Origin of the sequence: Nostoc sp., assembly GCF_036917755.1 — a bacterium.
Classification (GTDB): Bacteria; Cyanobacteriota; Cyanobacteriia; order Cyanobacteriales; family Nostocaceae; genus Nostoc.
Genome location: NZ_JBALFC010000094.1, coordinates 1 through 13,328, shown reverse-complemented (window position 1 = coordinate 13,328; position 13,328 = coordinate 1). Strand labels below are relative to the sequence as shown.

The following is a 13,328-nucleotide window of genomic DNA, read 5'->3' as shown; positions in this document are numbered from 1 at the left end:
GTTAAGAGTTAAAAGTTAATGAAACACTCCTAGCTCTTAACTCCTAACTCCTGTACAGACGCGATTAATCGCGTCTCTGCTCCTAACTCCTAACTTTTAACTCAAGAAAATGGCCAATCTAAAAGCAATACGCGATCGCATTCAGTCGGTCAAAAACACCAAAAAAATCACAGAAGCGATGCGTCTAGTTGCGGCGGCTAGAGTGCGTCGGGCGCAAGAACAAGTGCTAGCAACTCGCCCCTTTGCCGATCGCTTGGCACAAGTATTATATGGTTTGCAAAGCCGTCTGCGCTTTGAAGAAGCAAACCTACCACTACTGAAAAAACGCGAAGTTAAGTCAGTTGGGCTGTTGGTTATTTCAGGCGATCGCGGCCTATGTGGCGGCTACAATAATAACGTTATCCGTCGTGCTGAAAACCGCGCCAAGGAAATCAAGGCAGAAGGTATAGACTATACATTTGTGATCGTCGGACGCAAAGCTACACAATACTTTCAACGCCGCGATCAGCCCATTGATGCTACTTACAGCGGCCTAGAGCAAATTCCCACCGCACCGGAAGCCAATGAGATTGCCGACCAACTACTTTCCTTATTCCTATCGGAAAAAGTTGACCGCATCGAATTAATCTATACCAGATTCCTTTCCTTGGTTAGCTCCCGTCCTGTGGTGCAAACCTTACTGCCCCTCGATCCGCAAGGTCTAGAAGCAGCCGATGATGAAATCTTCCGCTTGACAACCCGTGGGGGTAAATTTGAAGTAGAACGGGAGAAAGTGACTAAGCAAGTCCGCCCGTTGGCTCCTGACATGATTTTTGAGCAAGATCCAGTACAGATTCTCGATTCTTTGTTGCCCCTGTATCTGAGTAATCAGTTATTGCGGGCGCTACAAGAATCTGCCGCTAGTGAACTAGCAGCGCGGATGACAGCCATGAGTAATGCCAGTGAGAACGCCGGTGAACTGATTAACACCCTCACATTGTCTTACAACAAAGCCCGACAAGCTGCAATTACCCAAGAACTCCTTGAAGTTGTGGGCGGTGCAGAAGCACTAACTTAGAAAAATACTTGTTGTAGATCATGGAAAATAGCCAATTGCTAATGGTTTTAAAATTAGCGATTGGCTATTTTGAGTAATTGGAGCCATATATTCCGACTTTGATAATTACGAATTACAAATCGCGTACTATAATTGAAGTATGAAGTGCATGGGTCCGTCACGGTTTCGACAGGTTGGCGAACGCTGCTCTGTGATTCAGGTCGAGAGTGAGTCTCCTCTCGGAAATCAAAGGCTCGAAAAAAAAGTAAATGCGAACAACATCGTTAACTTTGCTCGTCGGCCAGTTCTAGCAACTGCCTAAATACCTCTTATAGGTTCGAGCGTCTTTAGTTTGACTCCGTTAAGGACTGAAGACCAAACCCCAACGGATGCTCTAGCAAGCGTTCTCTGGTTGGCTTGCTGGCTAAGATTAAATCAGAGCATCCTACGTTCGGGATAATGAACGATTCCCGCCTTGAGGGTCAGAAAGGCTAAACCTGTGAATGAGCGGGGGGTCAATACCCAATTTGGACAGCAGTTCGACTCTGCTCGGATCCACTAAAAATAAGCAACAAATCCACCAAACACTTTAATGTTTAGGTGGATTTTGTTTTATCTAAACAGAATTCAGGAGTCAGGAATCAGAATTCAGAATGAATTGGAGTCCGATGGTTACTGAGCTTGCGTTTGCCCTGAAGCCCTTCTCTACGAAACACTACACGTAGCTTGCTTCTCCGTAGGGGTACGCAAACGTCTTGATTCTGACTTCTGACTTCTGAATTCTGACTTCCGACTTCCTCTTCAACAGTTATTCAACAATCAGCGAATTATTCTGTTTCTGGGGTTGTGTGCGTGGCCTTTCAAACCTCCTTCCCCTTTTTTTAAGTACCCGCCGTAATCGGTCTGCACTCAAGCTTACTTGACGCTCAGATGCCAGTTTTTTTGCGAGTTGTTTTGAGTTATAAGTCTGTGGCTCTTGAGCTAAACAATTTTCTAGATAAACCAAATCTGATTCTGAATATCGGGGTTTTCCCCCTCGACCAGGGGCATCCCACAGACCTGCTAAACCCATCTTTTCCCAGCGATGAAGAGTTTGACGTACTGTTGAAATAGCCCAGTTTAAGCCTTTAGCAATATGCTCATTTTTTAAGCCGCGAGCATTCAGCAATAAAACTTGAGCACGATCCTTGGTACGTTGAGGAACATCTTTAGCTTTTCTTAACTCTTCTAAAGTCAGCTTTTCTTCTTCATTTAGAAAGACTTTCAATCGGCATCCCATAAACCATAACCTTTCACATAGTCAATTTTTGGCATTCTTATATCTATTCACGTATCTATTCACGCCTCTATATTTACTCCGGTATGTATTTAATAATACATTTGTAACTTGAATAACAAGTATTAAGTACGCCGAAGTCTAGCCTTATGGCTGTTATGCGCGAAGTATTAGCTTGAGGACATTGTTAATATTTGTAATTTATCATCGGTAATGAATTTGCGTAAAAAGCTAGGTACACAAAAATGACACCCTTAGCCTGTATGGGTATGTACATTGCATAGCCAGACGCCGTAGCTTATGGCTATGATGAAAATAATTTGTTGGGGTTGTTTTGATTAATGGTTAGGTTGATAATAAAGAAACTGTATCATCAAAATTATTAGATTATTCGTATTCTTACGGTCATTCATCGAAACTTTAAAAAAGATTTTTACGCTAGTTTAGACTTGAATGAGCAGAAAAAGGTATACAGTCCCAGTTCTTTTTATTCAACTCGTCTCAGAAACTTGCCCTTGATTATCTCTAAAAAGACATCTGTTTTCTCGACTTTACATAAAATTTATATTTTACGCAACAAGATTCTTGCTTGAGACAACTATATATATAATACCCATTGGAAAAAATAGTAGGAACTGCTCATTTGATGGATATTTAAAATGTCGTCCTACCTTTCCTACCTTTCCTACCTTTCCTACTTAGTTATAAGAAATGACTCAAAAAAACTAACTTTTTCTATTCTCTTAAGACATCGATTTTGCGATCGCCCAATATTCTGCGCCACAATTACAAAGTTTCTTTGTAAATCCTGCTATGTCCTTGGCATTCATACGTCATTCTCAAAAACAAAGGTTACTATAACAGTTGTGGATATGTGATATTTTTTGAAGTTTTAATTTTTTAAGTTTTTATTGTCAAATAATATGATGAACATGATATTTTTGAATTAGGATAAAACCAGATAAATAGCAAAATTACATACTCAGTAATTTTTTAGAAAAAATTAATATTTATGAGATTTTTTGAGTCATATTTTTTGCTAAAAAACAGCAATAATTGATACAAGTTAAATTTTTAAAAAACTGATATTCATTACAACTTAAAATAAAAAAAATAGAGACAATGGGGGCAGAAGAAAAACCTGTTAATTTGCGCTCGGAGACGAAGAATGGTAGCGATCGCAGAGAACGTTCAACATCGGCTAACTATACAAACTGTAGAAATTGCCCCTAACACAACGGCGATTCGCTCTCTTGATTGGGACCGCGATCGCTTCGATATCGAATTCGGACTCCAAAACGGTACAACCTACAATTCATATCTAATTAGGGGTGAACAAACAGTTTTGATTGATACTTCTCACCAGAAGTTTCGCAATCTGTATTTAGAGACTCTAAAAGGTCTTGTCAACCCCAAAACAATTGATTACATAATTGTTAGTCACACAGAGCCAGACCATAGCGGCTTAGTAGAAGATGTCCTCCAGTTAGCTCCTAGAGCTACTGTTTTAGCCTCAAAAGTTGCGCTTCAGTTTTTGGAAGGCTTAGTACATGATCCTTTTTCTAAGCGGGTTGTAAAAACTGGCGATCGCATTGATATTGGTAAAGGACACGAAATGGAATTCGTGAGTGCGCCTAACCTGCACTGGCCAGATACAATCTTTAGCTTTGACCGCAAAACCCAAATTCTCTACACCTGTGATGCTTTTGGGATGCACTTTTGTGACGATCGCACCTTCGACGAAGATTTAGAAGCGATCGAAGCTGACTTTAGATTTTACTACGACTGCTTGATGGGTCCTAACGCTCGTTCTTTGGTGAACGCGATGAAGCGGATGGGCGATCTAGGGAAGATTAATATTATCGCCAACGGTCATGGCCCATTATTATACCACCATCTCGATGTTCTAACCGGGTGCTACGAAAATTGGAGCCAAAAACAAGCTAAAGCAGAAACAACAGTTGGCTTGTTTTTTGTCTCAGATTACGGATATGGCGAACGCCTCGGTCACGCAATTGCCGAAGGTATACTAAAAACTGGCGTTGGCGTAGAAGTACTGGATCTAAGTACTGCTGAAAGCCAAGAAATTCAAGAACTAGCCGGCAGAGCAGCTGGCATCATTATTGGTATGCCCCCAACTAGCGCTGCCGCCGCCCAAGCTAGTATCAGTTCAGTGCTAGCTGTCGCCAAGAACAAGCAATTTATTGGGCTGTTTGAATGTTACGGTGGGGATGATGAACCCATTGATACACTCCGCAGACAATTTCTTGACTCTGGCATCAAAGAAGCTTTCCCACCCATTCGGATTAAAGAGGCTCCCACCGCATCTACATTCCAGTTGTGTGAAGAAGCGGGTAAAGACTTGGGACAATTGCTGGTGCGCGATCGCAACATCAAGCAAATCAAGTCCCTCGACGTCGACATGGAAAAGGCGCTAGGTCGCATTAGTAGTGGACTGTATCTAGTCACGACTAAAAAAGGAAATGTGTCAAGTGCAATGCTGGCGTCCTGGGTAACGCAAGCGAGTTTGCAACCCTTAGGATTCACAATTGCCGTTGCTAAAGACCGCGCCATTGATTCCTTAATGCAAATAGGCGATCGCTTCGTCCTCAACGTTTTGGAAGAAGGCAATTATCAAGAATTGAAAAAGCATTTTCTGAAGCGCTTGCATCCCGGTGCTGACCGATTTGCGGGAGTGAAAACTCAAACCGCGAAAAACGGTTCGCCGATTCTAACTGATGCTCTGGCATATATGGAATGTGAAATACAGAGCAGCATGGAATGCAGCGACCACTGGATTTTATACTGCACCGTCCAAGAAGGTCGTGTCTCCAAAAACGATGGACTGACAGCGGTTCGCCATCGCAAAGTAGGTAATTACTACTAAAGATTGGGCATGGGGCATTGGGCGCGGGGCATGGGGTACAGGGTATGGGTTATTCTCCTTGTTCCCAATGCCCTATTCCCAATGCCCTATTCCCAATGCCCTATTCCCAATGCCCAATGCCCAATGCCCAATTCCCCAACTTAAACAACTATGACCAATTCCAAGCCACGCGACGTCCAAGTTCTACCAATTGCTACAAATACTAAGGCGATCAGAGCACGTAGTTGGTCACGTCTGCGGTTTGAAATTGAATACGCACTTGAAAGAGGTACTACCTCCAATTGCTATTTAATTGAAGCTGATAAAACCGCACTTATTGATCCACCGCCAGAAAGCTTCACCGAAATTTATTTAGAGGCATTGCGGCAGACTTTAGATTTGCAACATTTGGATTATATTATCCTGGGTCATTTTAATCCCAACCGAGTTGCAACCATCAAAGCAATTTTAGAACTGGCACCACAGGTAACTTTTGTCTGTTCTCTTCCCGGTGCGAACAATTTACGTGCTGCTTTCCTAGAGCAAGATTTGAAAGTCTTGGTGATGCGGGGGAAAGAAACTCTGGATTTAGGCAAGGGTCATGTTTTAAAATTTTTCCCCACTCCTAGTCCACGTTGGCCGGAAGGACTTTGTACCTATGATCAGCAAACCCAAATTCTTTACACAGATAAGTTATTTGCAACTCATCTCTGTGGTGATGATGTGTTTGATGATAACTGGGAAGCGCTCAAAGAAGACCAGCGTTACTACTTTAACTGCCTGATGGCTCCCCAAGCTCCTCATGTAGAAGCAGCTTTGGAGAAAATATCAGATTTGCAAGTGAGAATGTATGCTGTGGGTCATGGCCCCTTGGTACGCACCAGCTTAATCGAACTTACCAAAGCTTATGGAGAATGGAGTCGCGCTCACAACGATCGCGAGATTTCCGTTGCTCTACTTTATGCTTCAGCTTACGGGAATACGGCGACTTTAGCACAAGCGATCGCTCTGGGACTAACTAAAGGTGGAGTCGCAGTCAAATCGATCAACTGCGAATTTGCGACCCCTGATGAAATTCGGACTAACCTCGCACAGTCAGAGGGTTTTATCATTGGTTCTCCCACCATCGGCGGTCATGCGCCAACTCCCATTCATACTGCTTTAGGGATTGTCCTATCAAGCGGTGACAACAGCAAACTTGCTGGGGTCTTTGGTTCCTATGGCTGGAGTGGCGAGGCATTTGACTTAATCGAAGGTAAACTCCGCGATGCTGGATATCGCTTTGGCTTTGACACCCTGAAGGTGAAGTTTAAACCTGATGATGTCACTCTCAAATTCTGTGAAGAACTAGGTACAGACTTTGCCCAAGCACTGAAAAAAGCTAAAAAGGTACGCGTACCACAACAAGCCGCTACTCCAGTGGAACAGGCTGTTGGTCGGATCGTTGGTTCCGTCTGCGTGGTGACAGCTAAACTTGGAGAAGTGTCTACCGGAATGTTAGGCGCTTGGGTTTCTCAAGCCACCTTTAACCCACCTGGACTAACTGTTGCGATCGCTAAAGATCGAGCGATCGAATCTTTGATGTATCCAGGCGGTAAGTTTGCCTTAAATATTCTACCTGAAGGCAATCATCAAGATTACATGAAGCATTTCCGTAAATCTTTCGCACCTGGGGAAGATCGATTTGCCAACTTTAGTACAGCAGTTGCGGATAACGGCTGTACCGTCCTTACCGACGCTTTGGCATATTTGGAATGCTCAGTCAAGGAACGTATGGAATGTGGCGATCACTGGGTTGTGTATGCAACTGTGGATGAAGGTAAATTACTCAAACCTGATGCTGTCACTGCCATCAACCATCGTAAAACTGGTACTCATTATTAGACAGTGAGAAGTTTAACCTAACGAAACCGCTTTGCAGAAAAATTCTCTTTTTTCTTCTGGGATGGGCATCTTGCCCGTCCCATTTTTTTGTCGATATGCAGAGTCCGCCCAAGTAAATTTTAGTTCTGCTATTTAAAGCCTCTCGACCTTTCGGGGAGAGCTTTGGAGAGGGATCTATAGTATACTTTGCGACTTTTCAAACAACCTCTTAGCAATCCTGCTACTTGCATAACATACTAATCTTAGTGATTAACGGGACTTAAACATTTTTGAGGGATAAACAAGCCTCAAACCCATGCAGGGTAAGGGAAATACACCAAATGCTCAAAAATGGCTCAAACCCAGATATATCAATAAACCAAGCAAAGCGATGTCAAAGTCTGTCTGTATATAGGTTTGAGGCTTTTTTATTGGTGTTTTTTGTCTAAGTCCCATTAAGTATAATCACGGCACTCGTTCCCAAGCTCAACTGCATATACTTGCATGGATAGGCTTGCGGGGAGGGGGTTGGGGGTGGGGTTCTTGTACCTCACTCAACTGAGAACCGCCAAAGCTGATTTTGCTGTCTATCGGGAAGCAGCTTTCAACGACTTTGTCGGCTTTCATCAAGTGAATGATCCTGATGGTGGCATTGACACTAACGCTGATGGTAAAACTGATCTTCTTCCCGGACAAGCTGGTTATGCTCAAGCCGCACTCAGTAAACGGATTGTGGGCATTGACTTAACAGTGAATAATCAAGGTAGTGCAACTTACACAGGTAGTTTCCAGCCTGGTTTTATCTTCGCACCATTTATTATTGTAGATGGCAAACCCGATGCTATTCTTGATGGTAATCAGAATAATGATCCAGCAGTATACTTTCCTTACTTGGGTGCTAACTCAGATCAAACAGATCACATTCGTTTGTTAGGCAATAATACCTTTGGCTTTGAGGATATGGCAAAGGGTGGTGACAAGGATTTTAACGATATCATCGTTCGAGTCAATTTAACCTAATCGCTGTAACGGTGGAATCAGAAGCAACTCAAAATCCATAACTGGCTACCGAGTTAAGATTCTGGATAGTATGCGATCGCTTCCAAAAATTTTTGCTACAGATGAATCAGCCTGTAAGGGCATACAGATGTATCATTAGTGTCAACTTAAGCATGACTTACGCACAGGTAACGGAAAATCGAACCACAGAAGACGCAGAGAACACGGAGGAATAAGAGTTTCAGAGAGTGCGTAAGTCCTATTAAGGTGAAATGGGCGGTTAGAAACCGCGTCTACACAAACAAAACCTGCCTCCGCAGGTTTCAAATCCTTAATTTTTCGTCAGTCCGCGCAGGCGGACGAGAGTTTGTGTAGCCGCGTTCGCATCGCGTGCCGGAGGCTCTATTCCATTCGCCCAGGCAAAAGTAGACACCAATGACAGATGTACGCCCTTACCAACGTATCTGTAGCAGAAATTTCGTGAAATGGTAGGTGTGACTTTTCACGAGATGTGGAATCAGAAAAATGTGCGTACAATTTCAGTATTAAAGCGGAAACAACATAAATTAACTTGCTAAAATTCCGCAATTGCCACCAAGACAATTGCAAAAACGCAGTGTAGCCTTTAACTAGAAAAACAGTATTAGGCAGCTGCTAGATAAAACTTTTATATTATTTTGTTGATCTTATGACTTCAAAACACACCAAAATTAAATTTCCCTTTTGGCAGTATCTGAACCAACCCCTATTTAGTCGGGATACTAAATTAGTATTGAATCCCCAACGCTTTCTATTGATCTGGCGTCTTCAACTTTTAGAACGCTGCTGGACTAAAGAATGTGACGCCAAAGGTCCTCAACAGCATTAGATATTTGAAAAGCTGGTAAATTAAGCCTCGTCTACAGAACGTGGCTTTTTTCCGTCAAGTAAAGCACTAACAGTCATGTCTCCCATGACATTAATCGCGGTGCGGCAGCGATCCAGAAACCAGTCTACAGTAACTAGCAAAGCGATGTACTGGGTAGGTAAGCCTACAGAAGTGAACACCAGTGTCATTGTTACCAGTCCAGCATTGGGAATGTTCGCCGCACCTACGGATGCAAAAATCGAGGTAAGAATGACAATTAACTGCTGTCCCAGACTCAGATGTTGCCCAATCAGTTGGGAAATATACAACGCAGACATTGCTTCATAAAGGGCAGTACCATCATTATTGAAATTTGCCCCGACTAATGCGCCCAAGGCGGCAGAAGATTCCCTTAAACCGACTTTTGTTTGCAAAACCTCAAAGGTTATAGGCATTGCCGCCGCCGAGGAAGAAGTTGAGAAAGCTGTCAAAAAGGCATCAGAACCGCCAGCGAGGAATTTTAGCGGGTGTACCCAAGAACCAAATTTTACTCTAATTAGGTAGTAGCACGCCTGCAATAGCAGTGCTAACAGCACCGCCACGATAAATGCACCCAAAGATTTAAACGGTGTAAATCCTTGCATAGCAACAGTTTTAGCAACAATCCCAAAGACTGCGAAAGGCACTAAGGCAATTACCCAGTTGAGGACACCGACTACCGCTTCAAATAAAATCCCGATGACATCTTCTATCGACTGGTATCCTTTTTTCCCTTGGGCAAGTTGTTCAGATTTTAATCCTCGCAGGATGATGCCAAAACTCAGGGCAATCACAATTAGTTGGATGACATTATTATCAACTAATGGCTTGAGGACAGCTTCCGGTACAGCATCTTTGAGTATTCCCCAAGGGTCAAGATTCTGAGGAGTTATTTGTGTAGTTGTTGAGGTGGCTACATTGCCCCAAGTTCCCGGACGCAGAACATTTGCTACCAAAAGTCCCACTAAAATAGCTACGGTAGTATTAGTTAAAAGTAGCACTGCCAGCCGCCGTCCGGCTGTACCAGGGATATTGGTAGTCATCAAGGTATGCAGCACTGCTACCAGAATCAGGGGCGTAGCCAAGGCGCGGAGAGCCTTTAACACCAATTCAGCTGGAATTGCTAAATTGTTGATTAAGACGGCATTGCTGGGATTGGGATTCCCCGCACCAAGGGCAATTCCGACGCTGACTGCGGCTACTAAGGCGATGACAATTTGTAAAGTGAGAGGGATACGCTGCCACCAAGGGCTAGCTTTGGTTTGAGGCGAAGTATTGCTCTCTGTTTGACTCATTGGCTAGATACTGGTTAAGTGCTGTAACTATTAAAACTTCACTTTCGGAAGTGAAAATTTCGGAAACAAGTTAATCTAAGATCCCGTTGCTTTGTAAAATCCGGCTCGAAAGGGTATGCGACTGGGTAGACCCCTAGCGATCGCCTGATTACCACTAATGCTTGCGGTAGTTATATTTCTTGATTTTGAATTGCTTATGTCCTTTGTCCCTTTACATATTCACAGTGACTATAGTCTACTCGATGGGGCTAGTCAGCTACCAGAGTTGGTAGATCAAGCGATCGCACTGGGGATGAAAGCGATCGCCCTTACTGATCATGGTGTCATGTATGGCGCGATTGAACTAATCAAAATCTGCCGTAGTCAAAATATTAAGCCGATTATCGGCAATGAAATGTATGTAATTAACGGCGATATTCAGAAACAAGAACGCCGCCCCAAATATCATCAAGTTGTTTTAGCTAAAAATACAAAAGGTTACAAAAATTTAGTCAAATTAACCACAATCTCTCACCTGAAAGGTGTTCAAGGTCAAGGCATTTTTTCTCGTCCTTGTATTAATAAAGATTTACTTAAAGAATATCATGAAGGCTTGATTGTCACTAGTGCTTGTTTGGGTGGAGAAGTTCCTCAAGCGATTCTCAGTGGTAGACCAGATGCAGCCCGGAAAGTTGCTCAATGGTATAAAGATGTATTTGGTGATGATTATTATCTAGAAATTCAAGACCACGGCTCCCAAGAAGACCGAATTGTGAATGTTGAAATTGTCAAAATTGCGCGGGAGCTAGGGATTAGATTTATTGCTACCAATGATTCTCATTTTATTTCTTGTTTTGACGTTGAAGCCCACGATGCTTTGCTATGTATTCAGACTCACAAGCTAATTATTGAAGATAAGCGGATGCGTTATAGCGGCACAGAGTATCTCAAATCTGGTGAGGAGATGCAGCAGCTATTTCGTGACCATTTGCCCGATGATGTAATTGCAGATGCGATCGCCACTACTGAAAAAGTGGCCGATAAAGTCGAGCCTTACAATATTATGGGTGAGCCTCAGATTCCTACTCCCCCCATTCCCTCTGGTCATACTGCTGATACTTACGCCGAAGATGTTGCATGGAACGGACTTTTAGAACGGTTAAATCGTAAATCTCGCCAGGAAGTCGATTCAGTCTATAAAGAAAGATTGGAATACGAACTGAAAATGATTCAGCAAATGGGTTTTTCCAAATACTTTTTAGTTGTCTGGGACTACATCAAATTTGCTAGAGATAATAATATTCCTGTGGGTCCTGGTCGCGGTTCTGCGGCTGGTTCATTAGTTGCTTATGCGATGCGAATTACTAATATTGACCCTGTACATCATGGGTTACTATTTGAGCGTTTCTTGAACCCAGAACGTAAATCAATGCCTGATATTGATACGGATTTCTGTATTGAACAACGGGATAAAGTTATTGAATATGTAACTGAGAAATATGGTGCAGATAGAGTTGCCCAAATTATTACTTTTAACCGTCTAACTTCTAAAGCAGTTTTGAAAGATGTCGCCAGAGTATTAAATATTCCCTATGGGGAAGCTGACAAAATGGCGAAACTAATTCCTGTGGTGCGGGGAAAACCAACAAAACTCAAGGTGATGATTTCTAATGAAACCCCAGAACCAGAGTTTAAAGATAAATATGATAAAGAACCCCATGTTCGCCATTGGCTTGATATGGCGATGCGAATTGAAGGAACTAACAAAACTTTTGGTGTTCATGCAGCAGGTGTGGTAATTTCTGCCGATCCACTTGATGAAATTGTGCCGCTACAAAAGAATAATGACGGTTCTGTGATTACCCAGTATTTCATGGAAGACCTGGAATCAATGGGTTTGTTGAAAATGGATTTTCTGGGTTTACGGAACCTGACACTGATTCAAAGAACCGTTGATTTAATTCAAGAAACGAGAGGATATCGGGTTGATCCTGATGAAATTCCCCGCCAGGAAAGAAAAGCCCAGAAGATTTTAGCTAAAGGTGAACATAGCACTCTACCAAAAGATGTCCAAAAAACTTATGAATTATTAGAAGCAGGTGAGTTAGAAGGGATATTTCAATTAGAATCTTCTGGGATGCGCCAGATAGTCCGAGATTTGAAGCCTTCTAATATAGAAGATATTTCTTCAATTTTGGCACTTTATCGACCAGGGCCATTAGATGCGGGACTGATTCCGAAATTTATTAATCGCAAACACGGGCGAGAAAAGATTGATTATCAACACACGATTCTAGAACCAATATTAGACGAAACTTATGGAATTATGGTCTATCAAGAGCAAATCATGAAAATTGCTCAGGATATGGCTGGATATACATTAGGACAAGCTGACTTGCTGCGCCGGGCGATGGGTAAAAAGAAAGTTTCTGAGATGCAAAAGCAGCGAGAAAAATTCGTAGATGGTGCAGCGAAAAATGGCGTTCAGAAAAAAGTTGCGGATGAATTATTTGAGCAAATGTTGAAGTTTGCTGAATATTGTTTAAGCTATGACACGGAAATATTGACAGTAGAATATGGATTTATGCCGATTGGGGAAATTGTCGAAAAACGCATTGAATGTACTGTGTACAGCGTTGATAATAATGGAAATATTTACACGCAACCTGTGGCACAGTGGCACGATCGCGGACAACAAGAAATGTTTGAGTATTGTCTGGAAGATGGTTCATTAATTCGGGCAACAAAAGACCATAAATTTATGACTGTTGATGGTCAAATGTTACCAATTGATGAAATATTTGAACGAGAATTGGATTTGATGCGGGTAAATGGTTTGCCGGAATGAGAAGAATGGGAACAAGCACAGTAAGGGAAAGTTCAGGCTTCAGCCTTTCTGTTTACTATACGAGTTTGGGCTAGGGGACTTTTATAAGTGAATACGGTTCAGTTAAGGCTTAACTCTTTATCAAATGAATTTTTTTAACGAACCGCAAAGGACGCAAAGAACGCAAAGGAAGAGAAGGAAGAAAAGAAATAGTGCGATTCGTTGATTAGTGAATCACGGGAGTCAGCCCGTACATAACTAATCCAGCCTGACAGCAGATTACTGTCACTTAAAGGCTGAA

General features: G+C 42.5%; 8 protein-coding genes, 1 other RNA gene and 1 pseudogene. 8 read left to right on the top strand and 2 right to left on the bottom strand.

Features of this window, described 5'->3' with window-relative positions; all coding sequences use genetic code 11:
* The first annotated feature begins 109 nt into the window (after nucleotides 1-109).
* Nucleotides 110-1,057, top strand: a complete 948-nt coding sequence (locus V7L05_RS20210; RefSeq protein WP_335166595.1) for a F0F1 ATP synthase subunit gamma — start codon at nucleotides 110-112, stop codon at nucleotides 1,055-1,057.
* A 150-nt stretch (nucleotides 1,058-1,207) separates the two neighbouring features.
* Nucleotides 1,208-1,597: a transfer-messenger RNA gene (gene ssrA, locus V7L05_RS20205) on the top strand.
* A gap of 247 nt (nucleotides 1,598-1,844) precedes the next feature.
* On the opposite strand, the gene V7L05_RS20200 is transcribed toward ssrA, so the two are convergent.
* Complete coding sequence (locus V7L05_RS20200) at nucleotides 1,845-2,303, bottom strand: helix-turn-helix domain-containing protein (protein WP_335166594.1); 459 nt, start codon at nucleotides 2,301-2,303, stop codon at nucleotides 1,845-1,847.
* A 1,177-nt stretch (nucleotides 2,304-3,480) separates the two neighbouring features.
* Here V7L05_RS20200 and V7L05_RS20195 point away from each other — a divergent pair.
* The 5 genes and pseudogenes from V7L05_RS20195 to V7L05_RS34810 all read left to right on the top strand — a co-directional run bounded on the left by V7L05_RS20195 (nucleotide 3,481) and on the right by V7L05_RS34810 (nucleotide 8,908).
* Entirely contained in the window at nucleotides 3,481-5,199 is a 1,719-nt protein-coding gene (locus V7L05_RS20195) for a diflavin flavoprotein (protein WP_335166592.1), read from the top strand.
* A 9-nt stretch (nucleotides 5,200-5,208) separates the two neighbouring features.
* Nucleotides 5,209-5,343, top strand: coding sequence for a hypothetical protein (locus V7L05_RS20190; RefSeq protein ID WP_335166590.1), 135 nt, complete (start codon nucleotides 5,209-5,211; stop codon nucleotides 5,341-5,343).
* A gap of 6 nt (nucleotides 5,344-5,349) precedes the next feature.
* Nucleotides 5,350-7,062 (top strand): diflavin flavoprotein, encoded by a 1,713-nt coding sequence (locus V7L05_RS20185; RefSeq protein ID WP_335166588.1) that lies wholly within the window; start codon nucleotides 5,350-5,352, stop codon nucleotides 7,060-7,062.
* Between the two features lie 540 nt (nucleotides 7,063-7,602).
* Nucleotides 7,603-8,061 (top strand): annotated as a pseudogene (locus V7L05_RS20180) (DUF4114 domain-containing protein); the annotation flags it as partial.
* 667 nt (nucleotides 8,062-8,728) lie between these two features.
* Nucleotides 8,729-8,908, top strand: coding sequence for a hypothetical protein (locus tag V7L05_RS34810; RefSeq protein ID WP_442937123.1), 180 nt, complete (start codon nucleotides 8,729-8,731; stop codon nucleotides 8,906-8,908).
* 20 nt (nucleotides 8,909-8,928) lie between these two features.
* Here V7L05_RS34810 and V7L05_RS20175 read toward each other — a convergent pair whose 3' ends face one another.
* The gene (locus V7L05_RS20175; RefSeq protein WP_335166586.1) at nucleotides 8,929-10,221 is read right to left on the bottom strand and encodes a dicarboxylate/amino acid:cation symporter; all 1,293 of its coding nucleotides are present in this window, start codon (nucleotides 10,219-10,221) and stop codon (nucleotides 8,929-8,931) included.
* A 196-nt stretch (nucleotides 10,222-10,417) separates the two neighbouring features.
* Here V7L05_RS20175 and V7L05_RS20170 point away from each other — a divergent pair, with 196 nt between their 5' ends.
* Nucleotides 10,418-13,048, top strand: coding sequence for a DNA polymerase III subunit alpha (locus tag V7L05_RS20170; protein ID WP_335166584.1), 2,631 nt, complete (start codon nucleotides 10,418-10,420; stop codon nucleotides 13,046-13,048).
* Nucleotides 13,049-13,328: the final 280 nt, after the last annotated feature.

Bases quoted from the DNA above. Each gene is read 5' to 3' on its own strand.
- V7L05_RS20210 (WP_335166595.1), top strand. From the start codon at position 110: ATGGCCAATCTAAAAGCAATACGCGATCGCATTCAGTCGGTCAAAAAC.
- V7L05_RS20195 (WP_335166592.1), top strand. From the start codon at position 3,481: ATGGTAGCGATCGCAGAGAACGTTCAACATCGGCTAACTATACAAACT.
- V7L05_RS20190 (WP_335166590.1), top strand. From the start codon at position 5,209: ATGGGGCATTGGGCGCGGGGCATGGGGTACAGGGTATGGGTTATTCTC.
- V7L05_RS20185 (WP_335166588.1), top strand. From the start codon at position 5,350: ATGACCAATTCCAAGCCACGCGACGTCCAAGTTCTACCAATTGCTACA.
- V7L05_RS34810 (WP_442937123.1), top strand. From the start codon at position 8,729: ATGACTTCAAAACACACCAAAATTAAATTTCCCTTTTGGCAGTATCTG.
- V7L05_RS20175 (WP_335166586.1), bottom strand. From the start codon at position 10,221: ATGAGTCAAACAGAGAGCAATACTTCGCCTCAAACCAAAGCTAGCCCT.
- V7L05_RS20170 (WP_335166584.1), top strand. From the start codon at position 10,418: ATGTCCTTTGTCCCTTTACATATTCACAGTGACTATAGTCTACTCGAT.